The sequence below is a fragment of the Lysinibacillus sp. RS10 genome, from assembly GCF_041956855.1.
Classification (GTDB): domain Bacteria; phylum Bacillota; class Bacilli; order Bacillales_A; family Planococcaceae; genus Lysinibacillus; species Lysinibacillus xylanilyticus_A.
In genome coordinates this window covers 627,723-645,387 of the sequence record NZ_CP167122.1, presented here as the reverse complement: position 1 = coordinate 645,387, position 17,665 = coordinate 627,723, and the positions used below count along the sequence as shown (strand labels likewise).

Annotated in this window: 17 protein-coding genes; 6 read left to right on the top strand and 11 right to left on the bottom strand. The window is 37.7% G+C overall.

Annotated features, from left to right (window positions below; translation table 11 throughout):
* Positions 1 to 83: 83 nt before the first annotated feature.
* Together ACB089_RS03335 and ACB089_RS03330 are read left to right on the top strand one after the other, a co-directional pair.
* On the top strand, positions 84 to 581 hold the full coding sequence (locus ACB089_RS03335; protein WP_374965294.1) for an RNA polymerase sigma factor: 498 nt from the start codon (positions 84 to 86) through the stop codon (positions 579 to 581).
* Positions 568 to 1,500 carry a hypothetical protein gene (locus ACB089_RS03330; RefSeq protein ID WP_374965293.1) on the top strand — a complete coding sequence of 311 codons (933 nt, stop codon included), beginning with the start codon at positions 568 to 570 and terminating at the stop codon, positions 1,498 to 1,500. The genes ACB089_RS03335 and ACB089_RS03330 overlap by 14 nt, the downstream gene beginning before the upstream one ends.
* A gap of 71 nt (positions 1,501 to 1,571) precedes the next feature.
* Here the strand turns inward: ACB089_RS03330 and ACB089_RS03325 are convergent, their stop codons facing one another.
* The 7 genes from ACB089_RS03325 to ACB089_RS03295 form a co-directional block, all read right to left on the bottom strand.
* Positions 1,572 to 2,360, bottom strand: a complete 789-nt coding sequence (locus ACB089_RS03325) for an HAD family hydrolase (RefSeq protein WP_374965292.1) — start codon at positions 2,358 to 2,360, stop codon at positions 1,572 to 1,574.
* 136 nt (positions 2,361 to 2,496) lie between these two features.
* A complete protein-coding gene (locus ACB089_RS03320; RefSeq protein WP_374965291.1) occupies positions 2,497 to 2,745 on the bottom strand; it encodes a DUF3006 domain-containing protein in 249 nt (82 codons plus the stop codon).
* Positions 2,732 to 3,907: an MBL fold metallo-hydrolase gene (locus ACB089_RS03315; protein WP_374965290.1), complete on the bottom strand. Its 1,176-nt coding sequence runs from the start codon at positions 3,905 to 3,907 to the stop codon at positions 2,732 to 2,734. Before ACB089_RS03315 ends, ACB089_RS03320 begins: the two co-directional genes overlap by 14 nt.
* 73 nt (positions 3,908 to 3,980) lie before the next feature.
* A complete protein-coding gene (locus ACB089_RS03310) occupies positions 3,981 to 5,132 on the bottom strand; it encodes a glycerate kinase (RefSeq protein ID WP_374965289.1) in 1,152 nt (383 codons plus the stop codon).
* A gap of 210 nt (positions 5,133 to 5,342) precedes the next feature.
* Positions 5,343 to 6,848, bottom strand: a complete 1,506-nt coding sequence (locus ACB089_RS03305) for a coproporphyrinogen III oxidase (protein WP_374965288.1) — start codon at positions 6,846 to 6,848, stop codon at positions 5,343 to 5,345.
* A gap of 182 nt (positions 6,849 to 7,030) precedes the next feature.
* Complete coding sequence (locus ACB089_RS03300; protein ID WP_374965287.1) at positions 7,031 to 7,951, bottom strand: copper amine oxidase N-terminal domain-containing protein; 921 nt, start codon at positions 7,949 to 7,951, stop codon at positions 7,031 to 7,033.
* Positions 7,952 to 8,039: 88 nt separating this feature from the next.
* Positions 8,040 to 8,276: a hypothetical protein gene (locus tag ACB089_RS03295; protein WP_375122130.1), complete on the bottom strand. Its 237-nt coding sequence runs from the start codon at positions 8,274 to 8,276 to the stop codon at positions 8,040 to 8,042.
* A 112-nt stretch (positions 8,277 to 8,388) separates the two neighbouring features.
* On the opposite strand from ACB089_RS03295, the gene ACB089_RS03290 reads away from it, so the two are divergent.
* Positions 8,389 to 9,465 carry a hypothetical protein gene (locus ACB089_RS03290; RefSeq protein ID WP_374965285.1) on the top strand — a complete coding sequence of 359 codons (1,077 nt, stop codon included), beginning with the start codon at positions 8,389 to 8,391 and terminating at the stop codon, positions 9,463 to 9,465.
* A 68-nt stretch (positions 9,466 to 9,533) separates the two neighbouring features.
* Here the strand turns inward: ACB089_RS03290 and ACB089_RS03285 are convergent, their stop codons facing one another.
* The 3 genes from ACB089_RS03285 to ACB089_RS03275 all read right to left on the bottom strand — a co-directional run bounded on the left by ACB089_RS03285 (position 9,534) and on the right by ACB089_RS03275 (position 12,604).
* The gene (locus ACB089_RS03285; protein WP_374965284.1) at positions 9,534 to 10,196 is read right to left on the bottom strand and encodes a ribonuclease H family protein; all 663 of its coding nucleotides are present in this window, start codon (positions 10,194 to 10,196) and stop codon (positions 9,534 to 9,536) included.
* A 903-nt stretch (positions 10,197 to 11,099) separates the two neighbouring features.
* Positions 11,100 to 11,444, bottom strand: coding sequence for a YlbF family regulator (locus tag ACB089_RS03280; RefSeq protein WP_068986035.1), 345 nt, complete (start codon positions 11,442 to 11,444; stop codon positions 11,100 to 11,102).
* A gap of 17 nt (positions 11,445 to 11,461) precedes the next feature.
* Entirely contained in the window at positions 11,462 to 12,604 is a 1,143-nt protein-coding gene (locus ACB089_RS03275) for a DUF445 domain-containing protein (RefSeq protein WP_374965283.1), read from the bottom strand.
* Between the two features lie 220 nt (positions 12,605 to 12,824).
* Between ACB089_RS03275 and ACB089_RS03270 the strand changes: the two genes are divergently transcribed.
* The 3 genes from ACB089_RS03270 to ACB089_RS03260 all read left to right on the top strand — a co-directional run bounded on the left by ACB089_RS03270 (position 12,825) and on the right by ACB089_RS03260 (position 16,830).
* Entirely contained in the window at positions 12,825 to 13,028 is a 204-nt protein-coding gene (locus ACB089_RS03270; RefSeq protein WP_368637052.1) for a YheE family protein, read from the top strand.
* Positions 13,029 to 14,431: 1,403 nt separating this feature from the next.
* On the top strand, positions 14,432 to 15,724 hold the full coding sequence (locus ACB089_RS03265) for a hemolysin family protein (RefSeq protein WP_374967655.1): 1,293 nt from the start codon (positions 14,432 to 14,434) through the stop codon (positions 15,722 to 15,724).
* Between the two features lie 197 nt (positions 15,725 to 15,921).
* Positions 15,922 to 16,830: a cation diffusion facilitator family transporter gene (locus ACB089_RS03260; RefSeq protein WP_374965282.1), complete on the top strand. Its 909-nt coding sequence runs from the start codon at positions 15,922 to 15,924 to the stop codon at positions 16,828 to 16,830.
* Positions 16,831 to 16,849: 19 nt separating this feature from the next.
* Here ACB089_RS03260 and ACB089_RS03255 read toward each other — a convergent pair whose 3' ends face one another.
* Positions 16,850 to 17,590, bottom strand: coding sequence for an effector binding domain-containing protein (locus ACB089_RS03255; RefSeq protein WP_374965281.1), 741 nt, complete (start codon positions 17,588 to 17,590; stop codon positions 16,850 to 16,852).
* Positions 17,591 to 17,665 lie beyond the last annotated feature (75 nt).

Genomic DNA, 17,665 nt, shown 5'->3' with positions numbered 1-17,665 from the left:
TAAATTTTTAATAGAAGCTTTGTTTTGATAAAATGATACTTTTCAGAAAGTCATTCGTCTTTTAGAGAAAGGAGGTGCACATTTTGACAATTGAAGAGCTATTTTACTTACATAATCAAACCATTTTTAAATACTTATATTACTTACTCAATGATGAGAAATTGGCGGAGGATTTCACACAAGAGACATTTGCTCGCTATTTCAAATATCAGCAGACAATTAAAGAGGGTGCAGAACTCGCTTGGCTTAGGAGTACAGCACGTAATCTAGCCTACGATCATTACCGCCGGAAAAGACTTATTCAATTTGTACCGTTTTTAAACGATCATGAAGAACTTGAGCCAACCTCACCACACCAATGGCTAATTCAGCAAGAAGATGCAAAGCTGCTTTATCTTGCAATTAGCAAATTGAAGCTCACCTATCGAGATGTCATTATTTTACGTAAAATCGAGGGTTTATCCATTCAAGAAACTTGTGATGTACTAGGCTGGAATGAAGGAAAAGTAAAAAACACATTAAAACGTGCACTTGTTGCATTGAAAAAGCAGCTTGGAGGTGAATTTGATGAAGAACAATGAGGAATCCTGGCAACATTTACGCGATCTCAAATTAACTAAGCAGCAGCAGGAAAAAATACTGCACAATATTACTACACCTACTACAATAGAAAAAAAACCAATTAAAAAATCTTGGAAAATGCCGGCAGTGTCTTTGCTATTTATCACAGTTCTTGCTATTTTAATTTTGTCCTTTATCCAAGGACCGACTAACTCTCCACTGACAACAGATACAAACAAAACAATTGCTGTAGTCTATGTAAACACTAATGAAAACAAAGAAACGTTTATAACAAAAGCATCATGCCTTTATGTACCCCAGCAGTGCTATACGAATAAGCAACTTTTAAGTCAGCTACAAGAACAAATGGAACATGCACCTTCAATTTCAGTAACAGCTCAACAGTGGGAAGATAATGGTTACTTTACCCCTCAAGATGTATTGATTGTCTATTCTGATGGTACTCAAGAAAAATGGAAGGTACTAAATAATGATACCCTCTTTAATGTCCAAACGGAGCAAGCCATAAAACTCGACAATACATTTTATTCACTGGAATATTACTATGATGATAAACGCTCAACCAAGCTTATCATCGGAAATGTCTTCATATTACTTACACACTTCATACTATGGCTTGCAAAGAAAAGAATGCCCCATATTGAACGACGTTTTTTTGCAGCAACGGTTGAACATGCCATCGCCAACGCTATTATGCTAGTCTTATTTGCAGGTATTTTATTGGCTATCTATTTACTGATGCATTCCTTACACACTACGATAATATATAGCTTATTTACGCTCTACTCTATTATGCAAATTTATTATCGCAAAAAAGCAGGTGAGCCCCGAGGTTACCTAGTAGCTAGTGCCTTTGTTCAACTATGTGTTGCAATAGCTTTTACATCGCTATATCTTGCATTCAATGTACACTTTTAGTATATATTTCGATAAACTTCAAGAAACAAAAAAATGTACTGATCCTTTGATGAATCAGTACATTTTTTTGCTTATAGTTTATTAATTAACTCTAATAACGCTGTTAAAGAGTCGACCTCATATGTTGGAGTAACAACGCCATTTGGTGCATTGTTTTCACGATTTATCCATACATTACGCATACCAACACGAGATGAGCCTAAAATATCAGTATTTAAGTTATCTCCAACCATGATCGCATCATCCGCTGTAATACCCGCTTTCTCCATGACATACTCGAAAATAGAGGCATCTGGTTTCCCTTTACCAAAGTCCCCAGAGATAATAATATGGTCAAAATACGGCGCGATTTCTGGTGTAATTTCTAATTTTAAATTTTGGAGACTCGGCGCACCATTTGTCAGTAATACGAGTTGATACTTCCCTTTCAGCTTATCTAGTACAGCAAAAGTATCTTCATATAAGAATGGAGACACTTTACGTTCCGCCACAAAACGCTCCCCTAGTTCCGCTCCTAGCTTCGTATCATTAATCCCAAGGGCTGCTAAACCTTTTGTCCAAGCTTCAGCACGATATCCCGGGACAATATTTTTCATTTTTTGGAAAGAATCTGTTGGGTCATCGAATGTTCCCCAAAGCCCTTCGAATGGGTTAATACCAATTAACACCGTGTAATCAAATGTTTCATAGCCTTCGTAAAGCGCACGTGCTTCCTTACGCACAGCTTCCTCTAGTTCAGCTGGATTCACATTATGTATTGTCGCTACATATTCGCATGTTTTTTCAAATGCTGTTTTAACAGATTTTTTATCCCATAATAGCGTATCATCTAAATCAAAAATAATTGTGTTAATTGACATTGTGTCAGCTCCTAGCTTCCTATTAATATAATTATTTTAGCATATATTCAAAATATTTAGCATAGCATTTTATGCACATTCCTTCTATATTAAACAAGCTGTGAATAAAAGTAATTTACTCACAGCTTGCCAAGTGCTATTGATTTTTTCTACGCAATCTATCCATTAAACTTTGTATTTCAGCCTTTTTCTGCTCTGTTTCTTCTTTCAAAATTTCAATATGATAGATGCCGTCCGTTTCTTCAATTTGTACACGATCGCCCACCTGAACCGGCTTATTCATGGCGGACTGTAAAATAATAATTTGCTCCTCTTCTTCTGGGTACTTTAAGAAAACTGCATAGCCATCTTCAATACGGTCTAAGGTGTATTTAGTCAAGCTCACTAATCATTTCCCCTTTCGCATTACGTAATTGCGCGGCGTCCCCATCATTCAGCCAAATCTGTTGCTTTGTCCACTTTAAATAATTTTGACCTTCCCGTGCATTTGTGCCACTTGTGACATAAATCGTTTTCCCTGGCTGCAATGATACATTCGGAAAGTTAAACGCCTGATTTCCTTCAATTGATAGAAGTTGCCAATCCTTTAAGGACACTGCTTCATTACCGTTATTTTTAATACCAACAATCTCTCCAGCTAAATCCTTACTAACAATCTCAACGCTTACACTAGTTTGCGGTGCTGAGACATTTGTTCCTGACATTTCTTTCGAATTCACATCATAGTTTACACCATCTGTTGACACGATAACCGTTCCCGCTTCCGCAGTTGCGTAAGTTTTACTACCAATTGCTTGTAAACGCTCGACTACTTCAGTATGAGGATGACCATACTTATTACCTTCGCCATAGCTTAAAATTGTCACCTCAGGATGCACTGCCTGTATGAACTCCGCCGAGCTACTCGTGTTAGAGCCGTGATGACCTGCCTTAAGAACAGTAGCCTTAACATCAGACTGCAGCATTTCTTCTTCTAACGCTACTCCTGCGTCACCTGTTAATAAAAATGATACATTACCATATGCTATTTTTAAGACAATGGAAGCATCATTATTATCTGTAGCCTCTTCATTAGCGTTCAACACTTTCACTTGAAGATCATCATCAAACGTTATACTGTCACCTGTTTTTGGAACATTATAAGGTATACTTTTCGTATCAATAAGTGTCAGCATTTCTTCAAAGGTTTGAGATGTATGTACTTTCCCTGAATCATAAAATTGTCCGATTTCGATCGAATTTAATACAGGAATTAAACCACCAATATGGTCTGCATCAGGATGTGTTGCAACCACTACATCAAGCTTGTCCACACCAAGCTCCTTCAAATACGAATCAACCTGTTGGCCAGCTCCTTTAACCCCTCCATCAACAAGCATTGTCTTGCCGTTGGGTGATTCAATAAAAATCGAATCTCCTTGCCCTACATCAATAAAATGTACGCGCATTTCATGTCCCGCATTGACAGATACTTTCTCCTTTTTTAATGGCTCCGTACAGCCTGCTAATAAAAAAATACAAAGGAGTACTACTAGTAATTTTTTCATCTACTAACTTCCTTTCTAGTTCTCTATTATACAAAAAAGAGAGCTACCCATGGGCTGCTCTCTATTTCTAATGCTAACTGCCATTGTTCTGGCACCAATGATCGACATAATACTCAAAGATTCTTTTTGTTTTCAGACGAATACAATCATAGGGCTTTTCCATCGCTTGCTGAACAGTAGTATTCCCATCTACTAACGATTCAACAACAGTAAAATAGTCGAGCAATGCAGGTTTATCATTTTCATCTATAACCCCAGACAATAAGAGGGTCTGTGCATTCGCTAATTTTGCAGCTTTCGCCACCCCTATTGGTGCCTTTCCATGTAATGTTTGACGATCTGATTTGCCTTCACCTGTAATAACAAACTCGGCACTTTCTAAATGCTTTTTCAGCTGTACGGCATCGATCACAATATCAATCCCTACATGAAAACTGCCGTTTAAAAAAGCTATTAATGCACCTCCCATTCCACCTGCAGCGCCTGCCCCTTTGTAGTCGTGTAGTCGAATGTCAAATTGCTTTTCAACAATATCGGCAAATTGCTTTAAACAACTATCAAAATAAGCAATTTGATGCGCCTTCACACCTTTTTGAGGCCCAAAAATCGCTGTTGCCCCTCGCTCTCCAATTAATGGATTATCAACATCACAGGCAATAATAAATTGTGCTTTAGACAATCGAGGATCTAACTGACCAATATCAATTGAAGCTAAATCTAACAGTCCTGACACCCCATCAGCAATTAATGTTCCGTCTTCTCTTTTCAATTGCAGTCCAAGTGCTTTTAACATGCCAACCCCTGCATCATTCGTAGCACTCCCACCAATTGCGATCATAAACTTCCGAAAACCTTTATCAAGAGCAGCTTTTATAAGCTGTCCTGTCCCATACGACGAGGCAAGCTCAGGATTTTTTTCACTGTCCTGTAATAGCATAATACCGGATGCCTGAGCCATTTCAATAACACATGTTTCGTTATCACCAAGCACACCATATCTCGCTTCTATTGCTCTTCCCATTGGATCAAGTACATGTTGCGACATATATTGACCATCTGTTGAAGCAATAAGAGATTCTAGTGTACCTTCTCCACCATCTGCTACTGGTAAAATAACTGTTTCAATCGATGGATCAACATCCACGATTCCCGCCTGCATTGCATTAGCCACCTCGATGGCCGACAAAGTCCCCTTATAGGAATCTGGACTAATAATGACTTTCATGTTATACCTCCACTCAATTAAGTTAGGCGCTTACACTCATTATAAAATTCTGCTTAAGATATTTCCTGAGATTTTATCGGAATGTTTTTTAAATTTATCGGAACATTTTATGGTTTTATCGGAATGTTTTCCAGTTTTATCGGAACATTATCGCGATTTATCGGAATAAAAGAGGCAATCTGAACATCACGTCAGATTGCCTTCATTTTTTTAAGCCTTATATAATTCATCTAAAAACTCGAGTTTTTTACCGATTGCATCTTCAAACGTCATGATATAGGCAGCAGGGTCCTTAGGGTTATGGAACTGCGTAATTTTCCCTGTTTCGGGATGAACAAATTTAGAAGAGGCTCCACAGCCAATCCCTAAAATTGTCTGTACTTCTTCCATTATGACAATATTATAGATGCTTTCTTCGCCAGCTTTACTGTAGCCGACATTTTCTAAATTACCTAAAATATTTTTTTGACGATATAAATAGTACGGTACATAATCATATTCCTTTGTCCATACTTGTGCCATATGCATCATTTGTGCAACAGTATCACGGTCTGCTACCTTGTATTTATCCTTGTTACGTGTCATTTCTGAAGCACGCTTAAATGACAATGTGTGTACAGTAAGCGATTCTGGCTGCATTTTTGCAGATTCATATAAGGAATGCTGGAACTCCTCAATCCCTTCATTCGGTAATCCAATAATTAAATCCATATTAATATTATTCATACCAGATTCACGTGCTAACCAAAACTTATCAATCGTTTCCTGTACCGTATGGTGACGACCAATTGCTTTAAGCGTTTCATCTGTATAAGATTGCGGATTAACACTTATTCGATCAATGCCCCATTTTTTTAACACTTCCAATTTTTCAGGAGTAATCGTATCCGGTCGGCCTGCTTCAACTGTCACTTCACGGATTGTTTCAGGATGAGGGAACGATTCATACATCGTTTGATACAACGCATCCATTTCATCCGCTTCTATAGATGTCGGCGTACCACCACCCCAATAAATGGACGTGATTTTCATGTCATTTTCCTTCAGCCATTTCCCCATTTCACGTAATTCAATATGCAGCCCATCTAAAAATGTAGTGACACGTCCTTGCTTTCGATTGCTTCCAATCGCATAGGCTGGGAAAGTGCAATAAGCACATTTAGTCGGACAAAAAGGAATACCGATATAGATACTTATTTCTTTTCCGATATCATCAATATCAGGAATCGTCACTAACTGACGAGCAACTATTTCTTTTAGTAGTGCCACCTTTTCCTCTGACAGACGGAAATCACGAATAAGGATATCTGCAATTTCTTCCTCGCTCTTACCAGCCTTGCGGAATTTATGATAGAGCTTTGTTGGACGTACACCCGTTAAAATCCCCCATTGTTGATGCATCCCAGTATGCTGCTCGAGCACATCTAAAAATACGTGAGATAAGGCACGTTTCATACGAATATTTAGTTCACGACCTTCAGCCCCAGTATCGTACTGAATACGGTAATCATTCGTATAACTTTTACCATCTACCTCAAGTACCGCTTTTGTCGACAGTGAGCAATCATCGCCAACGTTATATTCGAAGGACACTGACATATCTGTTCCTTCATGCTCTACTTTTAACTTGGAATCCTCAAAAAATAAATTCGCAATATGATTTAATACGCGAATCCAATCCTCAGGATATTTTTGATCTATGTGAATAATTTTCATTTTCTTCGCTCTCTTCTCTCAAAATTACAGTATCAATAGTTTAACAAATTTTTATAACTTTAAGCAAAGCTACAAGTAGAAGTTTAAAATGACGGAATATTCCGTTTGGTTCTAGATCTTAAAAAAAGAAAAAATAGTATGCCAGAAATAATCTTCTAGCATACTATTGACGAGTTCTATAATTATTTTAAATATTCCTCTACAAATTCAACTGGTACATATGTTTTATTCGCTTCTAACAAAGCGGGTGCCGCATTAAGTGGGCGTAATGCTTTGTTAAAACCAAACATTTTTTCTCCACGAGTAAGTGTGTAAGATACATTCCCTTTTGATACAATTGCACCTTTCCCCGTTGACTCTACTGTATAGCCGAGTTTTTCCGCAATCAAACGTAACGGAACCATTTTTGTTCCATCTACCTCATAAGAATCCTTCGCGATTATTGCTGCTATTTCCTCTTCTACAGTATTTTCAGATGAATTTTCAGACTCGTTATCAAGGACAATTACTTTAGAAGGTGTTGTTTGAGCTGGGATACTTCTTGTTGAAGCTGTATAGAAAACAACTAAGTGCTTCTCCGCTAAATCTTTAGCTGCTACTTTCTCCCCCTTCTCATTTAAAAGCTCAGTATTTTCACCAATGTTTAGTTTTAAAACATCATAAGTGTTTGTTAAGTTTTCAAAGAAGTAGTCAACTTCAACAAAGCCAACTTCCTCCGTTTCAACAATGACAACATCAGGGTTGAATTGTGGTGGATAAATTAGTTTTTGTGGCTTGTTTGCAAACGTATAAGCTACTACTTTATCGCCCTCTTTAAGTTCCACTTTTTTACCTGTGTTATCGAAAACAAGTGTATCTTTTGTTATCTCTAAAATATTTGTTTGATCGCCATCTTTTACTGTGAAATATGTAATGTTTTCACTAGCATCGACTTTCTCAACTGTTCCATGTGTATTGTTGAAAATGTGAACAGGATCAATTTGAATTTGTGAACTTTGTTGCTCCGTCTCTGTAGGTTTTTCATTTGCTGAAGCGACTGGTACTACTACACTTCCAAATAATAATGCTGTCATAGCTGCAGGTGCGAATTTTTTCATATTCATATTATCTCTCCTTATTATTGGGTTCATAGTATTAGTAGTTTTAAGATGGAAAAAGTTTCATCTAAAATAGGAAAATTTATAATAAAAGTCATTCTGAAGGCTCTTCACCATAACATGTGGTTGATTTCCGTTCCGACTGAGGGTTTTGTTGCTGACGCTTCGCTTTCGCACAGATAAAACATTTGTTGCTGACGCTTCGCTTTCGCACAGATAAAACATTTGTTGCTGACGCTTCGCTTTCGCACAGATAAAACATTTGTTGCTGACGCTTCGCTTTCGCGCAGAGCCGAGCTTTCTGGGGGGAAGAGTAATTCTGAACAATCAATGTACATCCAAACCTAATAACAAATGTAATAATTGGATAACATTTCATAAGTTGTTTTTATATAATATAGTCTGTACTAAATAATTTTATCGAGAAGTAAGGAGATGTAGAGTTGAATAAACGGATAATCTCACTCTTGTTTCTAAGTTGTTTGTTATTTGCTTGTGAGGATCAACAAGCAAATACAGCTGATGTTTTAGATCATAACGAGTCAACAAAGGATGACAAATTGCCTTATACGATGGAAGAGTGGAAGCAGCAAGCCTTGGAAAGTACATGGTACCAAAATGTAACGATTCCAAGTGAAGAATCTTATGTAGAAATGATCGACTTCGAAGGAGATGAAGTACCAGAGCTCTTCATTGGTTATAACGGAACTAATTACGGTTATATAATCGGGCAATATAATAATGAAAGCAAAGCTTGGGAACAATGGGTTTCCCAACAATATGAAACGACAATTCATGGAGATATCCGTTTTAAAGGTATTTTCAAGGAAAAAGACAAAAAAGATATTGCATTAATAACGAAATTTACTGCTGGTGCTTCAGACAATTTGGAAGTTCTCCATTTACTAAAAGTAGCAGATGACGGTAATGACATTATTAGTGGCCAATCTTATAGACTCTATGCCGATAGTGATTTAAAAGTAGATACCTCTAAAAATGTCTTTACCATTCAAACAGGAGATTTTTCAGAGCATTTTACACTTCGTGACCATACTGTAACTAGTGAATACAGAACTTCAAACTTGTATTCCGGGTTACCCATCATCCAAAATCCAAAACTGCTAAAATTATTAAACCACGATTTCTTTAAAACTAATATTATTTTTGGAGATACTTATCCTGTAGCGAAGGAAAAATCCGGTTTGCCAAAAACAGAAGATTATTATGAGGGAGGGCTCTGTTCTTTCTATAATGATTACTTTTTCTGTCTAGCCGAGGATGAGATACCTGTTAGTCATTATTATCTTTCAAATTTCAAAAACGTGACAAAAGAATCTTTGGAGGAAGTTATCAATCAAGCTATTCATATCTCTTCTTATGAGAGATACGAAAATCCTGATGATATCGTTTACTATGCAAATTTTGAATTTGAGAATGTTTATTTCCAAGCTGAATTTGATCATGATCAAATTAACGCTGAGTTAACTAGTCTTACACTGGGAATCAATGCTTCAGAATAGTTTAGAAGTTAAAACCACCAGTAAAAAAATGAACTGGTGGTTTCATATTGATTGTCTCTCGCTCATGCTTAGTCCTTTACAATTTCCTTTAATCCTGTGATATCTATTCCGTTTAATGCTTGAGTTGCCAGGCGATCTGCTTCGGTATTTTCTTTACGTGATATGAGCTTGTACTCCGGCTGGATACTGAGCTCCTCTAGCTTTGCATCAATTTTATCAGCCCAGCTAGATAAATCCTTTTCTAGAGCTGGCCATTCCCCACTCAACTGATTGATAACTACTTGGGAATCACCAGTGAAACAAACAGGCAAATGGTGAACGTTCAATAGTTCAAGCTCCACTACCCCTAAATAAAGCGCAGCGTATTCTGCCTCATTATTCGATTTAAGCTCTGACGAAAAGGCATTTCTTCTTAATCGATATGGCTTGCCATTTTGCTCATAATAAATAGCACAACCTAACCCCGATTGTTTTGTTGCACGATCAAAGCCGCCATCGAAATAGACTGTAATATTGTGTGGCTCAGTGTCAATCTCCTTTAAATATGCCTTTAGTTCCTTTAGGGACCAATTTGTATCCTGTCGATCGATACAATGCAATGACTTTACTCTCCCTGTTCGCTCCATGTCCTCTGCTAGTAGTAATGCTTGAGCTGCCGGCATTTCTTCTGAACGTAATACTGTTTCTGCACCTTTTGGCGTTTTATAAATCCATTCAATGATTACATGCATCGTATAACCTCCAATGATATTGAGCGCATAAAGTGAAAACGTGCTCCGACTTGCGGAAACACGTTTTTCTTCTTACTTGTTATATGTGCAACTAATAGTATATTTATTCCTAAGAGAGCTATTGCTTGCGCTGGGAGATTCTGCTTTTGCGCTGCTCGGATGCTCGGTTGCGCCGCTAAATCCTGCTTTTCCGCCGCTTGGATGCTCGGTTACGCCGCTAAATCCTGCTTTTCCACCGCTTGGATGCTCGGTTGCGCCGCTAAAATCTGTTCTTCCGCCGCTTGGATGCTCGGTTGCGCCGCTAAAGTCTGTTCTTCCGCCGCTTGGATGCTCGGTTGCGCCGCTAAAATCTGTTCTTCCGCCGCTTGGATGCTCGATTGCGCCGCTAAAATCTGTTCTTCCGCCGCTTGGATGCTCGGTTGCGCCGCTAAAATCTGTTTTTCCGCCGCTTGGATGCTCGGTTGCGCCGCTAAAGTCTGTTCTTCCGCCGCTTGGATGCTCGGTTGCGCCGCTAAAATCTGTTCTTCCGCCGCTTGGATGCTCGATTGCGCCGCTAAAATCTGTTCTTCCGCCGCTTGGATGCTCGGTTGCGCCGCTAAAATCTGTTTTTCCGCCGCTTGAATGCTCGGTTGCGCCGCTAAATCCTGTTTTTCCGCCGCTTGGATGCTCGGTTGCGCCGCTAAAATCTGTTTTTCCGCCGCTTGAATGCTCGGTTGCGCCGCTAAAATCTGTTTTTCCGCCGCTTGAATGCTCGGTTGCGCCGCTAAAATCTGTTTTTCCGCCGCTTGGATGCTCGGTTGCGCCGCTAAAATCTGTTTTTCCGCCGCTTGGATGCTCGGTTGCGCCGCTAAATCCTGCTTTTCCGCCGCTTGGACTCGCTACTTAGCCGCTAGAATCCTACTGTTAAAATTCTTCATACAATGCTTGTATAGGTTTTACTAAAATGCGGTTTACCTCTTCAATTAGCTTACTTAACTGCATTTCTGCTTCAATCATTTTAGTAATTTTTTCATTTTGTTGGGCAAGCTGTGCCGTTTTTTGGGCATAGATCAGCTCATCTTCCAGTAAATCCTCGCCAGCTAATTGTTTTTGCTGTAGGTCCATTTGAATCTTACGGAAATTTTTAAATAGATTAAATGCCTCTTCATCTTCCTTAACAACTGTAACTGCTTCTTTCAACGCTTGAAATTCCGGTGTTTTACGGAAAGTCGCCTCTAACGCATTAATTTCATTATAAATATTAATCATAAACACATTTCCCCTTTTTAAATAAAGTAGACTATTAACCCTTGCACAATCCCAATCAATCCACCAAGAACTGCACCAAGTACTGTAATCATTTTAAATTCACGCTTTGAAATACCTAGTACAAGCTCCTCTAACTTCTCTACTGGGAAAGAATCCACCTGCTCTCGTACTACTTCTTGTAGATTTAAACGTTCCAAAACATCCTCTAATTTGTCTTCAGCTTTTACAAAAGCTTTTTCGATAACTTGTGGAATTATTGTTTCCTTCATCCATGAATTACCTTCTGGCCAGTAATGCGAAATTGGATGATTTAAGCGCTCTTCAACTGCTAATTGCTCTTTTACATAAGTTTGTAATTTTGATAATATCGGTTCAAAATGAATATCCTGCATGAAATCCATCGCTGGGCGCTCTTTTAATTTCTCCCATTCCTGCGTAAAAATTTTCGTTAATAACGCTGATGTTCCTGGTGCTTGCATAAATTTCACAAGCTCACGCTGGACCTTTGCTACGAGCGAAGAAGAATCACCTAAAAACATATTAATCATTCCGCCAAGCGATCCTTTTGATGATAAGAAGTCATCAATCATCGCCTTAATTGTCATCTCGCCCTCAGGTGATAAAAAATAATCCTCACCCTTTTCTAAAATATGACCAACCGCTAATGGAATCTTTGCATCAATTGCATTTTGAATATCTGCTGATAGTAGTGTACGAATTGATTTCGTTGATAGTGTATTCTTAACTGATTCAAATTGTCCCTCAACAATTGCTTCAACCTTTTGTTCAATTGTTGCTGGCATATTGGAAAATCCAGCTAATGTTAGCCAATCCTGAATCGTTTTATCATTTGTAAAAATCGTTTCCTCTACCTTTGTTTGAACAAATTGTTCCACCTTATCTTGAATATCTTTTGAGAAAAATTTCTTTCTAAAGGTTTCAGGTGTTAATAAATAATTCACAACTGTCAGTCCAAGTTGTTTTGCTAATTCATCACGTCTCTTTGGAATAAGGCCAGGTGTAAATGGTACTCGCCAATTTTTAATATAAATAGCTTCGTGTGGTCGAAAAAGCATTTTAATGGCTAGATGATTCGTTACACCACCGATTGCAGCTCCAATGACTGCCATAAATAATAATGTCACTAAAAAATTATCCATTAGTATCCTCTCATTTCAATTGTATTCACAATTGGCGTATTTTGTCGCCTAATGCACTCATTATAGCAGAGCAATGATTTTCGACGAAAGAAATATCTCTATTTAATTATATCTAATCATACACATCTCTACACACATTCCAATTCTTTAAGGTGATAGTTGCAAAATTACCACTATCCTTGAATAATAAAACTACATATATAAGAAATGGGGTTTGGTTATGATTCAGCATTTCAGCTTTAAGCCTTTATTTGAAAATTCTCAGCTCCCGGGATGGTCTATATCATTCTTTTATCAACGTGAACGTTATACAGCGGAGTACTTAAAAGATGGCGTTATCCAATGGAGTGAAGCTATCCCTCCAAATGAAGAGGATGTAAAAAAAATGATTCATGAGCTCATGTTGTACCATATTTACGACTAACAAAAGTATATTTTCCTGTACCCACACTGTATAAATACACATCTTTTTTACTATTTTAAGCACTGCTATTATCTTAAAATTGTTTAAGTATATTGAAATTCCCTTTTTATTTTTATACATTTATGTTATCAAGTATCAAATGTTTTTTTTGAAGGGGCAATTTCAATGAGTAAAGTCACTCTTTCGGATGACTTAAACAGTTATAATTCAAAAGCATTAATTCGTACAAAAGTATAAGAAGTTTTTTCCGAATTTTCCGCTAAAATTTTCGAGTTAGCGAATGAAGCTGACACTATTGATAGTAAAAAATTTGAGGCTCTTTCTGGCTTTAAAAGTGATTTTTACAATGAATATTGTAGTCAATTAAAAGCCTTTTTCAATTCATCTTCTAGTACTTTAGGTAAAAGACCTGTTAAGAATATCTATTTAACGTATAACGGCAAAAATTATATTTTTACACAGCAAGGTATCACAGAAAAAGCACCTGTTACCATTTCACTTTATTCAGGTGAAATACCGTTAAAAGAAACGCTACACGATGTGGAAAAAGCGTGCTTGAAATTACGTTTTCAACAAGAATAAAAATAGTGCAAACAGAAGGAGCCACCTCATATGAATGAGATGGCTCTTCGGCGAAAAGAGGGGTTGATTTCCGTTCCGACTGAGCGCTTTCCTGGGGGCGTCCGATGAGCCGCTTCACTCGCGTTGCTCGCTCCAGGGTCTCATCTGTGACGCTGATCCCCAAGGAGTCGCTCAGTCTCCACTCCAATCAACCACTTTGCTTAGCATGTATCTTCTGGCATGTCACTTTAATATATAGTGACAAACTGACAAACGAAATTTCAGTAAATCTGTGCGAAAGCGAAGTGCTACGTAGCAACAGCAATAACATTAGCGAAGGAAGAGGCTCAACGTTCCCACATAGGCAAGCGAGTAGCCTGGAACGGAAATCACCCTCATTATAAAGAGCCACCTCATACGAATGAGATGGCTCCTTTTTGGTTGCTATTAAAATAATTCATTTAAAAAAATCTGCAAGTAAAGCTCTCTTGAGATTTTTGACGTGTCGTTATATATGAGATGCATATGCTTCTTTCTCTAAACAAACTATCTTCTTTGCTCCATTTAAAGTTAGCATAACGGATTTTTAATTTCAATCATTTGATACTTGAAAATATTATTTTTTTCCAATTTACGAATTGAAATTCAAGTAAAAAAATTGATGTCAATATTTGTGTTTTGCCTGTAAATATTTTATGATTAAATCATCCAACAATTTTTTAAATCATAGGAGGTGTACACTTTGTTTACTTCCCTCATTCGGGCGGGGACAAAGGAATTATTTGGACGGAGACATATTGGGAATAACCATAAGGTTGGCGGCATTCGCCCTACTAATAATAATGACAGGATTTTTCGTTGCAACTGAATTTGCAATCGTTAAAGTAAGGACTACACGTATTGATCAATTGCTTGCAGAAGGAAATAAAAAAGCAAAAAATGCAAAACGTGTTGTTTCAGATTTAGATGAATACTTATCTGCATGTCAGTTAGGTATTACCATCACTGCTTTATTTCTAGGTTGGCTTGGTGAGCCTACATTTAAGATCATCTTGAATCCAGTGTTTGAATTTCTAAATCTGAGTGATAGCTTTACATCTATCCTTTCATTTATTCTTGCGTTCTCAATTGTAACGTTTATGCATGTAGTTATGGGGGAATTGGCGCCAAAAACATTAGCCATCCAAAAAGCAGAATTTGTCACATTACATCTTGCTGGCCCATTAATTTTATTCCACAATATTACTTATCCGATCATTAAGCTGTTGAACGGATCTGCACGTGCTTTAACAGGTCTTTTCGGCTTAAAAATGATGTCAGAATCAGAAGTAGCCCACACTGAAGAAGAGTTACGTATGATTTTGTCGGATAGTTTAAAAGGTGGAGAAATTAATAACGCAGAATATGAATATGTTAACAGTATTTTTGAGTTCTCTGATCGCCTTGCGAAAGAAATCATGGTCCCACGTACTGAAATCGTCGGAATTGAAAAAGAACTTACGATTAAAGAAGTTTTCGATTTAATGGGTGTTGAGCAATATACGCGTTACCCAATTATCGATGGTGACAAGGACCATATTATCGGCTTAGTCAATATGAAGCACTTATTAACCGCTTATATTAAAGACCCAGCAAATGGCGATAAACTAGTGATTGACTATATGCAGCCGATTATTCGCGTTATGGAAACCACGCAAATTAATGATTTGCTACTTAAAATACAGCGTGAACGCATTCATATGGCCATTTTAATGGATGAATATGGCGGAACATCTGGTCTAGTTACAATTGAAGATATTATCGAGGAAATTGTCGGCGACATTCAAGATGAATTCGATGAAGATGAAATCCCAGAGGTTCAGGAAATTGCAGAAAATCATTTTATTTTAGATGCAAAGATGCTACTAGAAAATGTTAATGATATGCTAGGTACTGACATAGAAGATGATGATATTGATACAATTGGTGGTTGGTTCATGACAAAGCGCTTTGATGCGGTCGAAGGAGACAGTATTGAAGAGCAAGGTTATGAATTTATCGCAAAAGAATTAGATACTCACCATATTTTATACTTAGAAGTTCTGAAATTACCTGAACGTGATTTATCAAATGAAAACGATGTAGACTATAATTAAATTGCCTTGTCGTATTTGCTGTGGTACGATTAAAATCATGCTTGTATGATTCAGGCTATAAAAATGGTTTTTAGCTCACAACCTATAATGGTGGGGCTTCTACTGATATAAAGTTAATATTTACGCAAAAAACGACTCCCTTACACGAGAAGGGGGTCGTTTTATAATGCCCGAAAGTTTTGCAAGGAGGAAACAAAATGGAGCTCTATACAAATTTACGGCAAGGGGAAAAAGGTGCTTGGTTATCAATCGGTACATATATAATACTGAGCTCGATCAAGCTAACGATTGGCTATATCGGAACATCGGAAGCACTAAAAGCAGATGGACTTAACAATACAACTGATATCATCGCCTCCATTGCTGTACTCATTGGATTGCGAATTGCCCAAATACCACCTGACTCTAATCACCAATATGGGCATTTACGTGCAGAAACCGTTGCGTCGCTTGTTGCATCGTTTATTATGCTAGTTGTTGGCTTACAGGTACTTGTTAATTCGATCAAAAGTCTTTGGGAGCCAGCTGGCACAGAACCATCGCTATTAACGGCCTATGTGGCAATCGGAAGTGCGGTAGTGATGTATATTGTTTATCGCTATAATTTGGCATTATCCAAAAAAATAAAAAGCGCTGCTGTTAAAGCGGCAGCCTATGATAATCGTTCGGATGCCCTTGTAAGTATAGGTACAGCAATCGGGATTTTTGGCGCAATTTTTGGTTTTCCTATTATCGATACACTAACAGCACTGCTTGTCGCTCTTCTTATTATTAAAACAGCCGTAGAAATTTTTTGGGAGGCTGTTCAGAGTCTCACAGATGCCTTTGATATTGACGAAGTCGAAACATTATCTGTATTAATACGTAATGTTGACGATGTGATCGAGCTTTTGGATTTTAAAGGCCGCTCACATGGCAATATGTATTTTATAGACGTGACCGTTTCAGTTGATCCTTATTTAAATGTTTTAGAAAGCCACCGCATCACTGAAGAAATTGAAAAAACTGTTATGAGAGAATGTTCCTTCTGTGAGGTTCTTGTGCATATTGAACCTCATGTTGAATTAAATCCCCCAGCAAATGACAACAAGTCTCCTACCAAATGATTGGTAAGAGACTTGTTTTTTATTTAATCGCAATATAAAGATCGACCTGCGCTTCTTGTGGGTTGGCGCAGCGTTCATCGTACAGTTCAAAGTCACCAGTGTACGTTCGTTCTACCCCTGAGTTTGCGAACCAAGCCCAGACATCCTGCCAAGCTTTCACGACAACTTCTACAAATGGACCTTTGTCAGAAGTAAATACTAAATAGTTGGCAGCTGGCACTGTTTTTACAACCATCCCTTCTGGAACTTCATCTGCAGCTAATACTTCCATTCCAAGTGTAATTGAATACTCTCCATTAACATCCGTTTCATAGTCAGAATATAGACCGTATGTTACTTGGTTTACTGGATTAGGTATTTGCCCTACTACATCTTGCTGATAAAAGTTCGTCCATAATTGTGGGATTTTTGCTTGAGAAGTTATTTCATTCGCATTGCTTGTTCGCGTTGAGATTCCTACGATTTGAAATGATTCTTTATTCATCACAACCGGTTCTTTTATTTCATGTGTTCGCCATCTTTTTAAGCTTGGTAAAAAAGATGCCAACATTTGACGTGCTTCTTCTTCCGCCATTCCATCTTCCTTTAAATGCGGCACACCAATTTCGATCATTTCTTCAACTGTCAGATTTGGCTGCTTAAACTCTCCTAATTCATAACAATATGTGCAATAATCCTGATTTTTGTGTCCTTCTTTTTCTGTACCAAGTAATGCCTCATCCACCAATGGCATTCCACAACTTTGACAATAACTTTGCATAATTAAATCCACCCTTCGTTCTATTTGTTATGACTATAACAAAGGAAACCTGACATCTGTATGTCATCAATTGCA

What these genes read in the sequence shown, in the direction of transcription:
- ACB089_RS03330 (WP_374965293.1), top strand. Translation starts at nt 568, where the DNA reads ATGAAGAACAATGAGGAATCCTGGCAACATTTACGCGATCTCAAATTA.
- ACB089_RS03325 (WP_374965292.1), bottom strand. Translation starts at nt 2,360, where the DNA reads ATGTCAATTAACACAATTATTTTTGATTTAGATGATACGCTATTATGG.
- ACB089_RS03315 (WP_374965290.1), bottom strand. Translation starts at nt 3,907, where the DNA reads ATGAAAAAATTACTAGTAGTACTCCTTTGTATTTTTTTATTAGCAGGC.
- ACB089_RS03310 (WP_374965289.1), bottom strand. Translation starts at nt 5,132, where the DNA reads ATGAAAGTCATTATTAGTCCAGATTCCTATAAGGGGACTTTGTCGGCC.
- ACB089_RS03305 (WP_374965288.1), bottom strand. Translation starts at nt 6,848, where the DNA reads ATGAAAATTATTCACATAGATCAAAAATATCCTGAGGATTGGATTCGC.
- ACB089_RS03300 (WP_374965287.1), bottom strand. Translation starts at nt 7,951, where the DNA reads ATGAATATGAAAAAATTCGCACCTGCAGCTATGACAGCATTATTATTT.
- ACB089_RS03285 (WP_374965284.1), bottom strand. Translation starts at nt 10,196, where the DNA reads ATGCATGTAATCATTGAATGGATTTATAAAACGCCAAAAGGTGCAGAA.
- ACB089_RS03280 (WP_068986035.1), bottom strand. Translation starts at nt 11,444, where the DNA reads ATGATTAATATTTATAATGAAATTAATGCGTTAGAGGCGACTTTCCGT.
- ACB089_RS03275 (WP_374965283.1), bottom strand. Translation starts at nt 12,604, where the DNA reads ATGGATAATTTTTTAGTGACATTATTATTTATGGCAGTCATTGGAGCT.
- ACB089_RS03270 (WP_368637052.1), top strand. Translation starts at nt 12,825, where the DNA reads ATGATTCAGCATTTCAGCTTTAAGCCTTTATTTGAAAATTCTCAGCTC.
- ACB089_RS03265 (WP_374967655.1), top strand. Translation starts at nt 14,432, where the DNA reads ATGACAGGATTTTTCGTTGCAACTGAATTTGCAATCGTTAAAGTAAGG.
- ACB089_RS03260 (WP_374965282.1), top strand. Translation starts at nt 15,922, where the DNA reads ATGGAGCTCTATACAAATTTACGGCAAGGGGAAAAAGGTGCTTGGTTA.
- ACB089_RS03255 (WP_374965281.1), bottom strand. Translation starts at nt 17,590, where the DNA reads ATGCAAAGTTATTGTCAAAGTTGTGGAATGCCATTGGTGGATGAGGCA.